Below are 16774 nucleotides of genomic sequence, written 5' to 3'. Positions count from 1 at the left end.
CGGCGTCGGAGAGCGGCCTCGCCGGTGGCCAGGGAAGGTGGAAGAGCGCCATGGCCGGGTCACCGTTGGAGGGTTCCCCACGGGGCGGGGTGCCGGGGGTCGAGGCGCCCTCGCTCGTCGAGCCGGAGGAGCTGTGGCGGGGGCCCTGGCTGGGCCCCGTCGATCCGGAGAGCGGGTGTCCCCGGCTGGCCCCGCTGTGGGGCGGCGAGGAGCGGCCGGCCGGGTGGCCGTTGCCGGGGGCCGACGGCGTGGACCCGCTGCGGGGCCGGCTCCGGCTGTCCTCGGAGGACGTCCGGCTGCCCGGGGTGTTGCCGCTGACGCTGGCGCGCCACCACCGGGGGCGGACCAGGGCCGGGCGGGCGTTCGGCGTGGCCTGGGCCTCGACGCTCGACCAGCGGCTGCTGCTGCGGGACGGCTCGGTGCGGCTGGTGACGGAGACCGGCCGGCTGCTGAACTACCCGAGGCCGGAGGCGGGTTCGGGGCAGCCGGTGCTGCCGGAGCGGGGCGGGCGCTGGCCGTTGACCTGGGACGGCACCCCGGGCGGCACGATCACCGTGCACCGGCCCGAGGCCCGACTGACCCTGCGGTTCCGGTCGTTGCCCGGGAGCGGCGGCGCCGAGCTGCCGCTGGTCGCGGTCGTGGACGGCTGGGGCAACGCCCTGGCGATCCGGCACGACGCCGATGGCCGCCCCCGCGAGATCGCGCACAGCGGCGGCCACCGGCTGGGCATCGCGACGGACGGCGCCGGCCGGGTCGTCGAGGTGCGGCTGCTGAGCGCCGCCAACCGGCCGGCCCTGCTGCGGTGCCGCTACGACCAGGCGGGCAACCTGGCGGAGGTCGAGGACGCGGCCGGCGCGGTCGAGGCTTATGTCTACGACCGGGACCGACGGATCGTCGAGCGCCGGGACCGGGCCGGGGACACCTTCCGGTACGGCCACGATGCCAGGGGCCGGATCACGGCGGTCTCGGGCCCGGAGGGGCTTCGTTCCCGCACCCTGGAGTACCGGGGCCCGGTGACCACGGTGGCCGACGCGCTGGGCAACCGCTGGGTCCACGAGCGCGACGGGGCGGGTCAACTGGTCGCGCTCACCGACCCGTTGGGGAACGTCACCCGCTACACCGGCGACACCGAGGGCCGGGTGCTGACCGTCGAGGACCCGCTCGGCCGCACCACCACGCACCGCTATGACGCGCTCGGCCACCTGGTCGAGACCGTCCGGCCCGACGGCACCCGCCGCACCACCGAGCACGACGCGTTGGGCCGGCCCACCCGCCGCACCGCCGAGGACGGCGCCGTCACCGACCTCGCCTGGGACGAGCGCGGCGGCCTGGCCTCGGTGACGGCCCCCGGCGGCCGGAGCCTCCGGCTGACGTACCACCCGGGCGGCGGCCCGGCCACGGTGACCGACGCCCTCGGCGCGGTGTGGCGGTACACCTGCGACCGCACGGGGCTGCCCGTCGCCGTCACCGACCCGGCCGGTGAGACCACCGGTCTTGAGCGCGACGAGCGGGGCGCCGTGGTGCGGATCACCGGCCCGCAGGGCGACCAACGGCGCCTGGAGCGCGACGCGTTGGGCCGGGTCGTCGCGCTGACCGACGCTCTGGGCGGGACGCGCCGCTGGCGCCGCGACCCGGTGGGCCGCCTCCTGGCGCACACCGATCCGGCGGGCGCCGAGACGACGCTGGAGCGCGGCCCGCTGGGCGTGTGCCGTTCGCTGACCCGCCCGGACGGCTCCGTGCTGCGGTACCGGTACGACGCCGAGCTGCGGCTGTCCGGGATCACCGACGCGGCCGGCCGGGAGTGGGAGTACCGCCATGACGCGGCGGGCCGGCTGGTCGAGCTGGCGGACGTCGGCGAGCGCCAGGTCCGGCTGCGCCGCGACGCGGCGGGGCGCTGCGTCGGCTGGACCAACGGCGCCGGCCAGCGCGTCTCGCTGCGCCTCGACGCCGCCGGGCGGCTGGCGGAGCGGCGCACCGACCTGGGCCGGGACGTGTTCCGCTACGACCCGGCGGGCCGGCTGGTGGCGGCGGAGAACAGCGAGGTCCGGCTGACGGTGGAACGGGACGCGTTCGGCGCCGTGTCGGCCGAGACCGTGACCGACCTGACGGGGGCGGTGGGCGACCGCACGGTGGCGTACGAGCGGGACGCGGCCGGCCGGGTGACCCGGCTGCTGCGGCCCTCGGGCGCCGCGACCGAGCAGCCGCGCGACGCCGTCGGCCGGCTGGTCGGGCTGACCGCCGATGGCCACCAGGTGACGCTGGATCTCGACGCCGAAGGGCGCGAGGTGGAGCGGCGGTTCGGCAGGTCGGGCGGGGTGCGGCAGCGGTGGGACGCGGGCGGCCGGCTGGTCGAGCAGACCCTGCTGTCCGGCGGCTCGCGGCGGCGCCGCGCCTGGGAGTACCGCGCGGACGGCGCGCTGCTCGGGAGCACGGACGAGGTGGCCGGCTCGGTGACGTTCGAACGGGACGCGGCCGGCCGGCCCACGCTGGTGCGGGAGGCGACGGGCGAGGCGCGCTTCGCGTACGACGCGCTGGGTCAACTGGCGGGCGAGGGACGCGAGTTCGACGGGCCGCTGCTGGTCGCCGACGCCTCGGGCGCCGGCTGGCGGCACGACGCGCGGGGCCGGGTGGTCGCGGTGACCCGCAAGCTGCCCTCGGGCGCGGTGGGCACCTGCCACTACACCTGGGACGCGCTGGACCGGCTGACCGATGTGGTGATGCCCGACGGGCGGCACTGGCACTATGTCCACGACCCGCTGGGCCGGCGGGTGGCGCGGCAGTTGCTGGACGAGTTCGGCGAGGTCAGGGAGCGTTCGGTGGTGGACTGGGCGGGCGGGCTCCCGGTCGCCCGCACGGAGCCCGACGGCTCGGTGACGAGCTGGCACTGGGCGCCGGGGGACCATCGGCGGCCGCTGGCGCAGACGGAGAGCGGCGGCCGGTTCCTCGCGGTGGTCACCGACCCGGACGGCACCCCGACGGAGCTGGTCGACGAGTTCGGGGACGTCGCCTGGCGCCGGCGGGCGACGCCCTGGGGCGCGCCGACCGGCCAGGGTTCCGACACGGCCCACTGCCCGCTGGGCTTCCCCGGCCAGCTCTACGACGAGGAGACGGGTCTCTTCCACGACTACCGGCACGGCCACCGGGCCTACGACCCGGCCGACGCCCGCTGCCTCAGCCCGGTGGCCGACCCGGCGGGCCCGTTCACCCTGCTCCCCTGGCGAGGCTGAGCGGCGGGCTGAACGACGGGCTGAACGACGGGCGGCACGGCGGCGGGCGGCACGGCGGGTTCAGGCCCGTTCGGGAGGTTCGGGCTCGGTCCAGAGGCAGAACGGGTGGCCGGCCGGGTCCAGCAACACCCGCACGTCGTCCTGCGGTTGGAACGCGGCGAGGGTGGCCCCGGCGTCGAGCGCGTGGGCGGTGGCCGACGCCAGCTCGTCCACGCGGATGTCCAGGTGGAGCATCATCTGCTGCCGCTCCCGCCCGCTCGGCCAGACGGGCGGCAGATAGGCGGGCTCGCTCTGGAAGGAGAGCCCGGTGCCGCCGCCGGGCGGCGCGAGGCGCACCCAGTCCGGCTCGTCGTCCAGGACCTGCCAGCCGAGCAGCCGCCGGTAGAAGCCGGCCAGCTCCCGCGCGTCGGGCGCGTCCAGCACCACCCCGGTCAGCCGGAACCCCGGCGTCCCCCCGCTCTCCCGCCTCGCGTCCATCGCTCGCCCTTCCCGTGCGACACCCCGCGCGAGCTGCCGTTTCCTCGCTCGCCCACGGGCCGGGCGCACGTTCGTCGGTGGTCCCCTGAGCGTGCCCAGGGCCCGTTCGGGCATTCGCGACACGGTGGATGCGCGAGGCAGGGACCGGCGCTAGGGTCTGCTCTGCGAACCGCACCGAGGAGCACGCATGACGTACTACGCCGACCTCAGCCCGTACACCCGAAGGCCCGAGAGCGTTCCGGCGGGGATCGCGGCGCTCAACGTCGGTTGGCTCTCCTGGGCGCGGCGCTACCCCCGGTTCGCCAGGGGCGAGGTGCCCGGCGACTTCGTGGCGGCGCTGGGGGCGCTGTGCCGGGACGGCCAGCGGGAGCGGACCCGGGGCTTCCACCCGTGCGGGCTCCCCCATCTGGTCGGGGAGCGGCGCCGGCCGGTGCGGATCGAGGTGGGCGACGACGAGGTGCTGCTGGGCAACGCGGAGGTCGCCGTCGTCGCGGCCTCGGGCGCGTGGCTGATCGCGCCGACGCTGGTGCACCACTATGTGACGCGGCACCGCTACCGGCCGCCGGAGGAGTTCGTCGAGGCGGTCCTGGCCGACCGCCCGCTGGAGCGGGACCGCCCGACGCGGCGCCGGGCGGGCGGGGGCGCGGTCAGGGCCGGGTCCCGGCGCTGAAGCTCAGCTCGAAGACCGGGTGGTCGGCCGCCACCGCGCGCAGTTCCTCGTCCGTGGAGTCGGCGGTGACGCCCCGGAAGAACGCGCCGACCTGCTTGCCCCAGCGCCCGAGGTAGGCGCGCAGCAGCTCCGGCTTCCGCTCGTCGGCGACCTCGTCGGCGGTGAAGGGGCTGACCCTGCGGCCCAGGCCGAGCTGTCCCTCGCCGGCGGCGCGCAGGTTGTGCGTCCACTGCACATGGCCGCGCGGCGCCACCAGGTAGTGCCGCCCGTCGACGACGAGCAGGTTGACCGGGGCGCGCCTGGGCTCGCCCGACTTCCGCCCACGGACGGTCAGTTGGCGCGATCCGGCGACCCCGAAGCCGAGCCGGTGCAGCCCGCCCATCAGCGGGTTGGCGATCCTGCGGGTGGTCCAGCCGGGGCGCATGACATGGGGCTGCTGGGCGTTCATGGGAACCTCCGAGGCGGTTGTGTGAGCACTCCTGGCGAGCGCTCCGTGAGCACTGCTCTCCGTTGAGAGCAACTGTGACAGAAGCGCCGCACAGAAGCAAGAGCAGTGCTCTTGTTCTTGGCCGCCGCTCCGGAAACTGGCACACTGCTCGCCATGACCGCCATCCGCACCGCACGGGAACGGGCCCGCGACGAGGTGACCCGCGCCATCAAGGACGAGGCCCGCCGGCAGCTGGCCGCCGACGGCGCGAGCAGGCTCTCGCTGCGCGCCGTCGCCCGCGAGCTGGGCATGGTCTCCTCGGCGCTCTACCGCTACTTCCCCAGCCGCGACGAGCTGTTGACCGCCCTGATCGTGGACGCCTACAACGCCCTGGGCGACGCCGTCGACGGGGCCCTGGGTGCCGCCCCCGACGCCGAACCCCCCGACCGCTGGGCCGCCGTCTGCCGCGCCGCCCGCGCCTGGGCGCTGGCCCATCCGCACGAGTACGCCCTGATCCACGGCACGCCCGTGCCCGGCTACGCCGCCCCCGACGACACCTCGGGACCCGGGGTGCGGCTGCCGTTGGCGCTGGCCGCCATCGCCACCCAGGCCCGGCGGGCCGGCCAGCTCGCCCCGCCCGACGGCGGCCCGCCGCCGGCCCCCGTGCTGGCCGACGCCGCCACCCATGTCCCCGAGCACGCGCCCGGGTTGGCGCCGGAGACCCTGGCGGCGGTGCTGGCGGCCTGGGCGCAGCTGCTCGGCCTGCTGAGTACGGAGATCTTCGGCCAGTTCAACGGGGTGATCGCGGCGCGGGAGCAGTTCTTCGACCACGCGGCGGCCCAACTCGGGCGCTCCGTCGGCCTGCGCCGGGCCGGCGAGGCCACCGGCTGACCCGGGGCGCTACCGCCGCCCCGGCGGCTCCACCGCGACCAGCGCCAGCGGGGCGGCCACCAGGCAGGCCGCGCTCAACACCAGCCACACCGGGTCGTAGCCGCCCAGCAGGTCACGCGCCGCGGCGGCCGCGAACGCCGCGACGCCGGCGCCCAGTTGGTGGAAGGTGGTGACCCAGCCGAAGACGATCGGGCCCGCCGCCCCGAACCGGTCGTTGGCCAGCGCGATCACCGGCGGCACCGTCGCGACGTCCACCAGCCCGTAGACCACGGTGAACGCCAGCAGCGCCGGCCCGGCGCCCGCCGCCAACGCCTGCGGCAGCGCCAGCAGCGTCAACGCCCGCACCGCGAAGTAGCCGACCAGCAGCCGGCGCGGGTCGATCCGGTCGGTCAGCCAGCCGGAGGCCAGCGCCCCCAGCGCGGAGAAGATCCCGATCAGCGAGAGCATCGAGGCCGCCGCCGTCGCGCCCACCCCGTGGTCGTGCGCGGCCGGCACCCAGTGCGACCACATGATGCCGTTGGTGGTGGCGCCGCAGATCGCGTAGACCCCGGCCAACAGCCAGAACGCGCCGGTGCGGGCGGCGCGCAGCAGCACCCGCAGCCCGTGCGCGGCGGCGCCCGGGGCGCGCGGCGGCCGGGGCACCGGGCGCGCGGCGCCGTAGGGCGCGAGGCCCACGTCCGCCGGGTGGTCGCGCAGCGCCAACGCGGCCAGCGCCGCGACCGCCAGCGCGACCAGCGCGAGCGTCACCACCGGCGGCCGCCAGCCGAGGCGGTCCACGGAGGTGGCCAGCAGCGGCAGGAAGAGCAGCTGCCCGAGGTGGCTCGCCGCGCTCAACCCGCCGGTCACCAGCCCGCGCCGGGCGCGGAACCAGTTGGCGCTGACCGTCGCCGCGAAGGTCATGGTCAGGCTGCCGGTGCCAAGGCCGATCAACACCCCCCAGTAGAGGGTGAGTTGCCAGGCGGCCGCCATCACGGAGGTCAGCAGCGCGCCGGCGCCGACCAGGCCGAGCGCGGCCAGCACCACCCGGCGCACCCCGAACCGGTCCATCGCGGCGGCGGCGAACGGCGCCGTCACCCCGTAGAGCACCATGTTGACGGCGGTGGCCAGCGCGATCTGCCCCCGGTCCCAGCCGAACTCCGCGTGCAGCGGCGTGACCAGCAGCCCCGGCACCGTCGAGAACGCCCCGGCGGTGACGATGGTGACGCCCGCCACCGCCGCGATCCCCCACGCGCGGTGCGGGCGGCGCCCCCCGGCCGGTGCGGGGGGAACGGCGGCGGTCGTGGGGGCTTCCGAGGGCAGCGTCTCGCAGGTCATGCCCCCAGCCTCGGCCGCGCGCGGCACCCCGCCCAGTGGCCCGATGGACCAGATGCGCAACAATCGGGCCATGAGCACCCTCGCGACACTCCGAGCCCCAGAAGCGCCGGCCACGCCCCGCCACCGGGTCGCGGTCCTGGCCCGCCCCCGCCTGCTCAGCCTCGAACTGGGCATCGTGCACCAGCTCTTCGGCCAGGCCAGAACGGGCGGCACGGTGACCGGCGAGCCGCTCTACGAGGTGCTGACCTGCGCCACGGAGCCCGGCGAGCTGGAGACCGACGGCGACTTCACGCTCACCGTCCGGCACGGCCCGGAGGCGCTGGCCGAGGCCGACACCGTGGTGGTGCTCTCCTCACCCGAGGACTACGTCCAGCGACGCCCCGAGTTGACGCCGCCGTTGGCGCGCGCGTTCGCCCGGCTGCGCCCGGACGCCAGGATCGCCTCGATCTGCACCGGCGCGTTCGTGCTGGCCTCCGCCGGGCTGCTCGACGGGCACACCGCGACCACCCACTGGCGCTACTCGGAGTCCTTCGCCCGGCTCTTCCCCCGGGTCACCCTCGACCGGGACGTCCTCTACACGGACGGCGGCACCGTCCTGACCTCCGCCGGCTGCGCCGCCGGCATCGACCTGTGCCTGCACATGATCCGCCGCGACCACGGGATGGCGGTGGCCAACGACGTCGCCCGCCGCACGGTGGTGCCCCCGCACCGCGAGGGCGGGCAGACGCAGTACATCAGGGAGCCCGTTCCCCAGCCCGCCTCCCCCGGCACGGCGGCGGCCCGCGCGTGGGCGCTGCGGCGGCTCGGCGAGCCGATCACCCTGGCCATGCTGGCGGACCGGGAGGCGATGAGCGTGCGCAACTTCACCCGCCGCTTCCGGGCCGAGGTCGGGATGGCGCCGATGGCGTGGCTGACCGAGCAACGGGTGCGCTTCGCGCGGGAGTTGCTGGAGGACTCGGACCTGTCCGTGGACCGGGTCGCGGAACGCGCCGGGCTCGGCACGGCGGCGAACCTGCGCCAACACTTTCACGCTGCGCTGGGCACCTCGCCGAGCGCCTACCGCACGACGTTCCGAGGGACGCTCGCCCGGCAGCGCCGGGCGAGCTGAGCCGGCCCGCAGGGCCGGGCCGGCACCGGGGGTTCTCCTTCGCCGGGCGGAGCCCGAGAGCCACGGGTGCCTTCCCGGGCCGGGCCAGGGAAGCCGGGCCCCGCCCGGGCGGGGTGCCGGCACGGCGGAGCCCGGACAGCCGGCACGGCCCGGCCCCAGGCGCGCGGATGCGACCCGAACCGTGGGCGGACAGGCCGACGGCCCCGCCGGGAACGTTCAACGCGGCCGGGCCGGGCGAACCATCGCCTCGTGCGAACTCGCAGGCGGCAGCGGGCAGTACGGGAACCGCGACGACCGGCCGGGACGGGAGCCCGGTGCCGTTCGGGTCAAGCGGTCGCCCGGACGAGCGCGACAGCCGAGGCCCGTCCAACGTGGCGGGGCCGCGCGCGCCGAGCGGCCGCTCGGGGCAGGATCAGACGAACCCGGCACGCCCCGGGCGGAACAACGGTGACCGTGGCGGCGACGAGCGCTCCGCACGCGGAACGCCGGGCGGCAGCCGACCGGTCGACCATGCGCCGGCCAGAAGGCCAACGAGAGCGCGGGCGTTGCCCCGCACCGGCGGCAACCGCCCGGTGCGGGAGCCGCCGGTCAGCACCGGCGCCCCCACGCACAACCAGCCGAGCCCCCCACGACGCCCAACAGGCGCCACCCGTACCGACGTTCCGCGCCTGACCGGACCCCACAGACCGGCGGAGCCGCCCCAGGCGGAGCCGCCCCAGGCGGAGCCGCCCCAGGCGGAGCCGCCGCCAGGGCGGCTCCGCCACCCGCACACACCCCGGCCTAAACGGGCAGCCACACCCGCATCGTGCCCTGGTCGCGGTGGCCCCACAGGTGGTAGGGGATCAGCGTCAACTCCACGTCCCCGGCCGCCCGTTCGGCGGCCGACGCCGCCTCGTGCGGCGGGTACGCCCACCACCCGTCCGCCGCCGGCAGGCGCCCCGTGCCCGTCGCGCGCACGGCGACCGCGACGCCCGGCGCGTCCGTCTCCGCGCTGTCGCGCAGCGGCGCGCCGGCGTTCAGCCGCAGGTCGTCGAGGACGGTGCCGTCCGGCTGGTCGGCCGCCTCGGCGCAGTAGACCAGCGGGCCGCGTTCCACGGCCACGCAGCCGCGCAGCGCGTCCGCGCGACTCGGCGGCGCGGTGAGCCTCGGCGCCACGTCCACCTCCAGGACCACGCTGTCGCCCGGCTGCCAGCGGCGGGCCAGCCGCAGCCACCCCTCCTCGGCCGCGAGATCCTGCGGAAGACCGTTGACCGAAAGGCGCCAGCCCTCGCCGGCCCAGTGCGGGACGCGCAGCGTCAACGCCCGTTCGTCCGAGGGCGCTTCGAGGATCTCCACGGAGACCCGGCCCTGCCACGGGTAGTCGGTGGCAACCCGCACCCCGAGATCGTCGGCGGCGAAGCGGCCCGGCGCGTACTGGTGGACCAGCAGCCCGCCCGCCCCGTCGGAGGCGGCGAAGGCGTGCGGCAGCGAGGCCAGCAGCCGCATCACGTTGGGCGGGCAGCAGGCGCAGGTGAACCAGCGCACCCGGAACGCGCCGTGGTCGCCGCCCTGGGCGTCCGGCCGGTGGCCCTCGCGCACCTGGAGCGGGTTGCAGTAGCTGTAGTGCTCGCCGTCGAGGCCGACGCCGGACAGGAAGCCGTTGTAGAGCACCCGCTCCAGGTGGTCGGCGTAGCGGGCGCGGCCGGTGGCGAGCAGGAGCCGCCAGCTGAGGTGGACGGCGGCGATCGCCGCGCAGGTCTCCGTGTAGGCGCGCTCCGAGGGGAGTTCGAACGGGTCGCCGAACGCCTCGTCGCTGTGGTGGGCGCCCAGACCGCCGGTCACATACGACTTCCTGGCGACCATCTCCTCCCACAGTCGCTCACCGGCCGCCAACAGGGTGTCATCGCCGGTCTCGGCGTAGACGTCGACGACGCCGGCCAGCAGATAGAGCTGACGCACCGCGTGCCCGGTGACCGCCTCGGCCTCGCGGACCGGCGCGTGGTCCTGCCAGTACCCGGCGCCGAACCGGCCGGGCGGCAGCGTCCCGTGCCCGCGCCGGTCCACGAAGAAGCGCGCCAGGTCCAGGTACCGGGGCTCGCCCGTGACCCGGAAGAGTTCCACCAGCGCGGTCTCGATCTCAGGGTGGCCGCAGACCGCGTCCCGCCGGCCGGGGCCGAAGACGGAGTCGATGTGGTCGGCGAACTTCCGGGCTATCTCCAGGAGTTCGGTGCGCCCGGTGGCGCGGACCCGCGCGACGGCGGCCTGGATCAGATGGCCGGCGCAGTACAGCTCGTGGCCCCAGTCCAGCTCCTGCCAGCGCCGGTCGGGGCGCACCACCTGGTAGTACGACTGGAGGTAGCCGTCGGGTTCCTGGGCGTCGCGCAGCAGCCCGACGATCTCGGTGACCCGCTCGTCGAGCCGGGCGGCCAGCTCGGGGTCGGTGGCCGGGTCGCCGAGTTGCCAGGACACGGCCTCCAGCCACTTGTAGACGTCGGAGTCGAGGAACGGCAGTTCGTTGACGTAGGAGCCGGTCGTGGTGCCGGCGGCGAGCCGGAGGTTGTGCAGGTTGCCGGCGTCGACCAGGCGTTGGTAGCCGTCGGGCACGCTGGTCCGTTCGTTGACGGCGCGGCGTTCCGCCCACAGACCGCCGTCGATCACCGCCTCGTCCGCCGGGCGCAGCGCCCCCCGGGCGGTGGCGGTGGGCAGGACGGGACCTGGGCGGGCGGGCATGAGCACTCCTGAACACGGCCGGGAACAGCGGACAGCAACGGACAGCGGCGGGCCATGAGGGGCCGCGCCGCCCGCGAGAAAAGCCTTTCTCCCGTGCGAATCTAGGCATTTCCGCCAGCTCGGGTCAAGGCCGCACGGAACGCGACCGGCGGCCGGCGCCCGGCGGAGCGCGCCGGGCGCCGCCCGGCTACTCGAAGAGCCGGTTGACCTGTTCGTTGACGCGAGTGAACGAGTCCACCGACGCCTGCCCCGACATCACCGACTCCAGCGCGGGTTGCATGATGGCGGCCACCTCGGAGGCGTGGTCGGTGATCGGGAACAGTTCGGTGGTGCCCTCCTCCACGTGCCGGGTGAACGGGGTGACGTCGATCCCGTCGGCGGCGAACTCCTCGCGGGCGACCTCCCACGCCTCGGTGATCGCGGGGAAGACGACATGGTGTTCGCCGACGATCCGCTGGCACTCGGGCGAGGCCAGGTACTTCACCCAGCGCCAGGCGGCCTCCGGGTTGTCGGTGCCCTTGTAGACGGAGTCGGCCAGCCCGTTGAACATGGTGGCCCGCTCGCCGGTCGGCCCGACCGGGGTCGGCGCCAGGCCCACGTCGAGGCCGTCGTAGGAGAAGAACGTGCCGGTCATCCAGGAGCCGTTGGTGGCCATCGCCGCCCGGCCCGCCGCGAGTTGGTCGCTGGACTGCACGCCGCGCGAGGCGGCGAGGCTCGGCATGTAGCCCTTCTCGATCAGGCCCTGCCACCAGGCGATCGTGTCCTGGAACCTCGGGTCGTCGAAGTTGAACTCCGTGCCCCAGGGGTTGGTGTCGGTGGCCTGCCAGCCGTTGGCGTAGGCGTACATGGAGTACTGGGTCTGGCCGTGCGCGAAGCCGTCGGTCATCTCCAGCCACAGGCCGTAGGTGGCGACGCGGTCCTTGTCGAAGCCGGGTTCGTCACCGCGCACCCCGTTGACGTCGACGGTGAGCCGGGCGATCAGCTCCTCGTAGCTGCCGCCGTCCTCCGGGTTCCAGGTCAGCTCGGACAGCTCGGCCTCGTCGACGCCGGCCTCGGCGAGCATCGCACGGTTGTAGAAGATGCCCACCGCGTCCCAGTCCTTGGGCAGGCCGTAGCGCCTGCCGTTCTCCCCGACCCACAGGTCGGCCAGGCCCTCCTCGTAGATGTCCAGCGGCATCTCGTCCCGCTCGACATACTCGTCGAGCGGCAGCAGCAGGTCCCTGGTCACGTACTCCGGGTACTTGTTGAGGTGGTTGGTGAAGACGTCCGGCGCCGACTCGGCGACGAAGCCGAGGGCGAGGGAGTTCCAGTAGTCGTCCCAGCCGCGTTGCTCGATGCGGATGGTCAGGTCCGGGTTCTGCTCCTCGAAGCGGTCGGCGCACTCCTGGTAGGCGGGCTGCTGGTTGGCGTCCCAGAGCCAGTAGTCCACCGTGTTGGGGTCGCCGCCGCCCATGGTGTCGCCGCAGGCGGTCAGCGTCGCGCCCAGGGTCAGGCAGGTGAGGACGGTCAACGTCCGTCGTGTGGTGGTGCGCATGGTGGGTGCGCCTCCCCTCTCGTGGTCCACGGTGGCCTCACTTCACGCCGGTGAACTGGATGGAGTTGACGATCCGCCGCCCGAACGCCAGGAAGAGCAGCATGGTGGGCACGGCGGCGACCAGGGTCGCGGCCATCAGGCCCGCCCAGTCGGGGCCGGTGTTGGGCGTGGCGGAGTGGAAGGCGCTGAGCGCGACGGTCAGCACCCGGACGCTCTCCTCCTGGCCGACCAGCTGCGGCCAGAAGTACTCGTTCCAGGCGTTGATGAACGTGAGCACCGCGAGGGTGGCGATGGGCGCGGAACTCATCGGCAGGATGACGCGGAAGAAGATCCGGAAGTAGCCGGCGCCGTCGATCATGGCGGCCTCCTCGACCTCGCGGCTGATGCCGAGGAAGAACTGCCGCAGGAAGAAGACGGCGAAGGGCGTCATGAAGAAGAAGGGGGCGATGATGCCGGGGTAGGTGTTGAGCAGGCCCAGGTTCTTGATCAGCACGAAGTTGGGCAGCATGGTGAAGACCGGGGGCACCATCAGCGCGGTGAGGAAGGCGAAGAAGACCTTGTCCCGGCCCGGCCAGCGCAGCCGGGCGAAGGCGTAGGCGGCCATGGCGCTGAAGAAGACCTGGCCGAGGGTGATCAGGGTGGAGACGATCACCGAGTTCCGCAGGTAGACCCAGAACCGCAGCGAGGCGCCTGAGCCGCCCTGGGCCTGGGCCTCCTCGGTGGTGGCGGAGCCGAGCACGCGCTCGAACGGACCCCAGGTGAAGTCGACCGGCAGCCAGGAGCCGGGGTCGGTGAACAGGACCCGGTTGTTGGACAGGGCGGTGCGGGCCATCCACAGGAACGGCGCCAGGGTGATCACGATCATCACGAAGAGGGCCACCCAGGCCAGCAGCCGCCCGACGTTCAACCGGCGTGCGGGGGACGGGCGTTCCCGGGCGGAACGGGTGGCGGACGGGGTGGCGGACGGGGTACGGGGTTCGGCCGGGGCGGGCCGTCGCTGGGTTCGCATCGTGGCTCCTCCTTCAGGCCTGGTCGGACTCGCCGGCCCGCAGCAGCTTGAGTTGGGCCAGCGCGACGCCGGCCAGGATCAGGAACAGCACCACGGAGATCGCCGAGGCGTAGCCGAAGTCGAAGCGGTTGAACGCCTGGTCGTAGATGTAGTACTGGACGACCCGGGTGGCGTCGACGGGTCCGCCCTGGGTGGTGACGGCGACGGTGTCGAAGATCTGCCAGGAGCCGATGACGGTGAGCACCAGCACCAGGGCCATCACCGGGCGCAGCAGCGGCAGGGTGATGCGGAAGAAGATCCGCACCTCGCCCGCGCCGTCCACGGCGGCCGCCTCATAGACGTCGCGGTTGATGAACTGGAGCCCGGCGAAGATCAACAGCGCGGTGTAGCCGAGGTGCCGCCAGACGTTGACCAGCGCGATGCTGGGGATGGCCCAGCTCTCGTCGCCGAAGAAGGCGACGGGGTCGAAGCCGACCCAGCCGAGCATCTCGTTGATGATGCCGAGGTTGTAGTCGGCCATCCAGTACCAGAGGAGGGCGACCACGACATTGGATATGAGGTACGGCAGCAGGATGATGCCGCGCAGCACCACGGAGCGGGTCAGCCGGTGGATCAGCACGGCGAGCAGCAGCGCCGCGACGGTCTGCACGCCGATGTTGATCAGGACGTACTGGAGCGTCACCCACAGGGAGTTCCAGAAGACGTCGTCATCGAGGAGCCTGCGGTAGTTGTCGAGGCCGCTGAACTCGGCCGGGGTGAGCAGGTCGTAGTCCGTGAGGCTGAGGTAGAGGCCGCGCACGGTCGGCCAGGCGAAGAAGACCAGGAAGCCCAGCAGGGCGGGGGCGACGAAGACCAGCGCGGCGCGGGTCTCCCGGCGGCGCCAGCCGGGCGTTGGGTTGTCGACGCGGGCGGGGCCGTCCTTGCTGGCCGCACCGGGGACGGTGGGGGCGGCGGATGCCATCGCTCACTCCTTCGTGAGGTGGAGCAGTACGAGCTGTTCGGGGTGGAGGGTGGGCAGTTGGAGGCCGGCCCGCTCCAGCACGGAGCCGCGCAGCCCGGTGACGCCCTCCTCGACGCACCAGGCGGGGCGGCCCCGGCCGAGGCCCGGCGTCTCCGGGCCGGGCGGCAGCACCGCCAGCCGGTAGCCGGCCGCCGGGTCGAGCCCGGGCAGCCGCACCCGGCCGTGCGGCCAGGTGGCGGAGGTGCCGACGGCGACCAGGGCGAAGACGGCCTCGGCGCGGTCGGGCGCGACGACGCCGTGCATCCACAGCGCCGGGTCGGGGTGGTCGACGCGGACCACCCGGCCGCCGTGCAGCAGGCCGCGCAGCCGCTTGTGGTGGGCGATCCAGCGGGCCAGTTCGCGGCGTTCCGCTGCGGAGGCGCGGGTCAGGTCCCACTCGATGCCGAGGTGCCCGAAGAGCGCGGTGCCGGCGCGGAAGGCCAGGTCGTGGGTGCGTCCCGTGGTGTGGGAACGGGCGGCGCCGACATGGGAGCCGACCAGCTCGGGCGGCACCAGGGCCATGGTCCAGCGGTTGATGGACTGCCGTTCCAGGGCGTCGTTGCAGTCGCTGCCCCAGATCCGGTCGGCGTGCTCCAGGATGCCGAGGTCCACCCTGGCGCCGCCGCCGGAGCAGGACTCGATCTCCAACCCGGGGTGGTCCGCCCTGAGTTGGTCCATCAGCCGGTAGACGGCGAGGGTCTGGCCGTGGACGGCGGCCTCGCCGCCCGGCTGGTGGCCGGCGTCGGCCAGCTCGCGGTTGTGGTCCCACTTGAGGTAGTCGATGGGGTACTCGCTCAGCAGCGCGTCCAGCCGCTCGCGCACATGCGCGTAGGCGCCGGGGTGGGTGAGGTCGAGCACCTGCTGGCCGCGCAGCTCGCCGGGGAGCCGGCCGCCGGTGGCCATGATCCACTCGGGGTGGGCGCGGGCCAGGTCGGAGTCCGGGTTGACCATCTCCGGCTCGACCCAGAGGCCGAACTCCAGGCCCAGGCCCCGCACATGGTCGACGAGCGGGTGCAGCCCATCGGGCCAGACGGTCTCGTCCACATACCAGTCGCCGAGCCCGGCGCTGTCGTCGCGTCGGCCACGGAACCAGCCGTCGTCCAGCACATAGCGCTCCACGCCGATCTCGGCGCCGAGGTCGGCGAGTCGCCTGAGCCGGTCCAGGTCGTGGTCGAAGTAGACGGCCTCCCAGGTGTTGAGGACCACGGGCCTGGGCTTCCTCGGGTGGTGCGGGCGGGCGCGGAGCTGGTCGTGGAAGCGGGCGGTGAGGCCGTCAAGGCCGGCGTCGCTGTGGCCGGCGTAGAGCCAGGGCGCGGTGTAGTGCGCGCCGGGGGCCAGGGAGATCTCGCCCGGCATGGGCAGCTCGCCGGCGCCCAACACGGCCTGGCCGGTGGGCAGTCGCTCCGCCCACAGCCGGTGGTTGCCGCTCCAGGCCAGGTGCAGCGCCCAGATCTCGCCGTGCCGGAAGCCGAAGCCGGCGGTGCCGGCGGCCAGCAGCAGCGGGGCGTCGTGCCCGGGCCGGCCCCTGCGGGTCTCCCTGGTCCAGGTGCCCTGGTGGAACGGCTGGCGCTGCGGGGAGCGTTCCCTGGTCCAGCGGCCGGTGAGGTCGAACAGCTCGTCGGCCTGGGTGGGCACGGGCAGGGTCAGGCCCAACCCGTCGAGGGTGTAGGGCAGTTCGGGGTGGTCGTTGCGGACGGTGGCGCGGGTGCGGAGCAACCCGGCGTCGGTCAGCTCCAGTTCGACGGTGAGCGCCAGGGCCGCCACGGGGTCGGCCGCCTGCACCCGGATCGCGCGGGCGGCGCCGGGGCGCGGGGCGAGGCCCACGGCGTCGACGTCGCCGGCCGGCGCGGTGACCGCCACGGTCTCGACGGCCAGCAGCGGGGACCAGTCGGCGCCGCCGGGCCGGTGCCCGAGCAGCCCGGGGAAGCCCTGCCAGCCGGCGCCGTGTTCGGCGAGCAGGCCGACGGCGGGCGGGATGTTCCAGTTGCCCGGCCGGCGCGGGTCGTCGGGGTCGCCGGGCGAGGCGGGGAACGCGCCGTGGGCGGCGAGCGCGGCCAGCCCGTCGGGGCAGAGCGGGCCCAGGTCGGAGCCCCAGTGCAGGAGGCGGGGCAGGCGCGGCCCGGTGATGTCGACGACCAGGCTGACGCCGGCGGAGCGCAGCTGCACCAGGGACGGGGACTCGGCTGGCGCCACGGCGGCGGACCTCCTTGGAGCGGGGGCGCACGGCGACGCCGCACCCCAGTGAATCTGTTCGGACGTGGGCGGAAATGTTGTCGGTGTATCGATCCATGTCAAGAGTTTGATCAACGGCTTTACTTGACGGAGGAGCGCCCAAAGCCGCTTATTTCCATCGGTGTAACGGCCGCTACCTGGAGTTTTGTTGACTTCGGCGGCGGGCAGAGCGGCGG

The 16774-nt window shown here is 74.6% G+C and carries 12 protein-coding genes; 4 read left to right on the top strand and 8 right to left on the bottom strand.

Features of this window, described 5'->3' with window-relative positions:
* The first annotated feature begins 50 nt into the window (after positions 1-50).
* Complete coding sequence (locus tag FH609_RS01805) at positions 51-3227, top strand: DUF6531 domain-containing protein (protein ID WP_139665582.1); 3177 nt, start codon at positions 51-53, stop codon at positions 3225-3227.
* 60 nt (positions 3228-3287) lie between these two features.
* On the opposite strand, the gene FH609_RS01800 is transcribed toward FH609_RS01805, so the two are convergent.
* Positions 3288-3704 (bottom strand): VOC family protein, encoded by a 417-nt coding sequence (locus tag FH609_RS01800; RefSeq protein ID WP_139665583.1) that lies wholly within the window; start codon positions 3702-3704, stop codon positions 3288-3290.
* Positions 3705-3891: 187 nt separating this feature from the next.
* Here FH609_RS01800 and FH609_RS01795 point away from each other — a divergent pair, with 187 nt between their 5' ends.
* A complete protein-coding gene (locus FH609_RS01795; RefSeq protein WP_193317738.1) occupies positions 3892-4374 on the top strand; it encodes a hypothetical protein in 483 nt (160 codons plus the stop codon).
* Here the strand turns inward: FH609_RS01795 and FH609_RS01790 are convergent.
* Positions 4352-4822 (bottom strand): nitroreductase family deazaflavin-dependent oxidoreductase, encoded by a 471-nt coding sequence (locus FH609_RS01790; protein ID WP_139665584.1) that lies wholly within the window; start codon positions 4820-4822, stop codon positions 4352-4354. The genes FH609_RS01795 and FH609_RS01790 overlap by 23 nt on opposite strands.
* A 153-nt stretch (positions 4823-4975) precedes the next feature.
* Between FH609_RS01790 and FH609_RS01785 the strand changes: the two genes are divergently transcribed.
* On the top strand, positions 4976-5692 hold the full coding sequence (locus FH609_RS01785; RefSeq protein ID WP_139665585.1) for a TetR/AcrR family transcriptional regulator: 717 nt from the start codon (positions 4976-4978) through the stop codon (positions 5690-5692).
* Between the two features lie 9 nt (positions 5693-5701).
* On the opposite strand, the gene FH609_RS01780 is transcribed toward FH609_RS01785, so the two are convergent.
* The gene (locus FH609_RS01780) at positions 5702-7006 is read right to left on the bottom strand and encodes an MFS transporter (RefSeq protein WP_139665586.1); all 1305 of its coding nucleotides are present in this window, start codon (positions 7004-7006) and stop codon (positions 5702-5704) included.
* Between the two features lie 70 nt (positions 7007-7076).
* On the opposite strand from FH609_RS01780, the gene FH609_RS01775 reads away from it, so the two are divergent.
* The gene (locus tag FH609_RS01775) at positions 7077-8114 is read left to right on the top strand and encodes a GlxA family transcriptional regulator (RefSeq protein ID WP_226961315.1); all 1038 of its coding nucleotides are present in this window, start codon (positions 7077-7079) and stop codon (positions 8112-8114) included.
* A 780-nt stretch (positions 8115-8894) separates the two neighbouring features.
* Here FH609_RS01775 and FH609_RS01765 read toward each other — a convergent pair.
* From FH609_RS01765 to FH609_RS01745, 5 genes are all read right to left on the bottom strand, one after another.
* Complete coding sequence (locus tag FH609_RS01765; protein WP_139665589.1) at positions 8895-10823, bottom strand: glycoside hydrolase family 127 protein; 1929 nt, start codon at positions 10821-10823, stop codon at positions 8895-8897.
* Between the two features lie 187 nt (positions 10824-11010).
* Complete coding sequence (locus tag FH609_RS01760; RefSeq protein ID WP_139665590.1) at positions 11011-12357, bottom strand: ABC transporter substrate-binding protein; 1347 nt, start codon at positions 12355-12357, stop codon at positions 11011-11013.
* A 37-nt stretch (positions 12358-12394) separates the two neighbouring features.
* Positions 12395-13366 carry a carbohydrate ABC transporter permease gene (locus FH609_RS01755; RefSeq protein WP_139665591.1) on the bottom strand — a complete coding sequence of 324 codons (972 nt, stop codon included), beginning with the start codon at positions 13364-13366 and terminating at the stop codon, positions 12395-12397.
* Between the two features lie 13 nt (positions 13367-13379).
* Positions 13380-14327 (bottom strand): carbohydrate ABC transporter permease, encoded by a 948-nt coding sequence (locus FH609_RS01750; RefSeq protein ID WP_139665592.1) that lies wholly within the window; start codon positions 14325-14327, stop codon positions 13380-13382.
* Positions 14328-14330: 3 nt separating this feature from the next.
* Positions 14331-16559 carry an alpha-galactosidase gene (locus FH609_RS01745; RefSeq protein ID WP_139665593.1) on the bottom strand — a complete coding sequence of 743 codons (2229 nt, stop codon included), beginning with the start codon at positions 16557-16559 and terminating at the stop codon, positions 14331-14333.
* Positions 16560-16774: the final 215 nt, after the last annotated feature.

Origin of the sequence: Streptomyces sp. 3MP-14 (assembly GCF_006334905.2) — a bacterium.
In the GTDB taxonomy this organism is placed as follows: Bacteria; Actinomycetota; Actinomycetes; order Streptomycetales; family Streptomycetaceae; genus Streptomyces; species Streptomyces triticirhizae.
Note: the sequence above shows the minus strand (reverse complement) of the source record. Positions and strands in the feature narration are given on the sequence as shown.

Excerpts from the sequence above, each read along its gene's own strand:
- FH609_RS01750 (WP_139665592.1), bottom strand. The coding sequence starts at position 14,327 with ATGGCATCCGCCGCCCCCACCGTCCCCGGTGCGGCCAGCAAGGACGGC.
- FH609_RS01790 (WP_139665584.1), bottom strand. The coding sequence starts at position 4,822 with ATGAACGCCCAGCAGCCCCATGTCATGCGCCCCGGCTGGACCACCCGC.
- FH609_RS01775 (WP_226961315.1), top strand. The coding sequence starts at position 7,077 with ATGAGCACCCTCGCGACACTCCGAGCCCCAGAAGCGCCGGCCACGCCC.
- FH609_RS01785 (WP_139665585.1), top strand. The coding sequence starts at position 4,976 with ATGACCGCCATCCGCACCGCACGGGAACGGGCCCGCGACGAGGTGACC.
- FH609_RS01765 (WP_139665589.1), bottom strand. The coding sequence starts at position 10,823 with ATGCCCGCCCGCCCAGGTCCCGTCCTGCCCACCGCCACCGCCCGGGGG.
- FH609_RS01800 (WP_139665583.1), bottom strand. The coding sequence starts at position 3,704 with ATGGACGCGAGGCGGGAGAGCGGGGGGACGCCGGGGTTCCGGCTGACC.
- FH609_RS01780 (WP_139665586.1), bottom strand. The coding sequence starts at position 7,006 with ATGACCTGCGAGACGCTGCCCTCGGAAGCCCCCACGACCGCCGCCGTT.
- FH609_RS01755 (WP_139665591.1), bottom strand. The coding sequence starts at position 13,366 with ATGCGAACCCAGCGACGGCCCGCCCCGGCCGAACCCCGTACCCCGTCC.
- FH609_RS01805 (WP_139665582.1), top strand. The coding sequence starts at position 51 with ATGGCCGGGTCACCGTTGGAGGGTTCCCCACGGGGCGGGGTGCCGGGG.
- FH609_RS01760 (WP_139665590.1), bottom strand. The coding sequence starts at position 12,357 with ATGCGCACCACCACACGACGGACGTTGACCGTCCTCACCTGCCTGACC.
- FH609_RS01795 (WP_193317738.1), top strand. The coding sequence starts at position 3,892 with ATGACGTACTACGCCGACCTCAGCCCGTACACCCGAAGGCCCGAGAGC.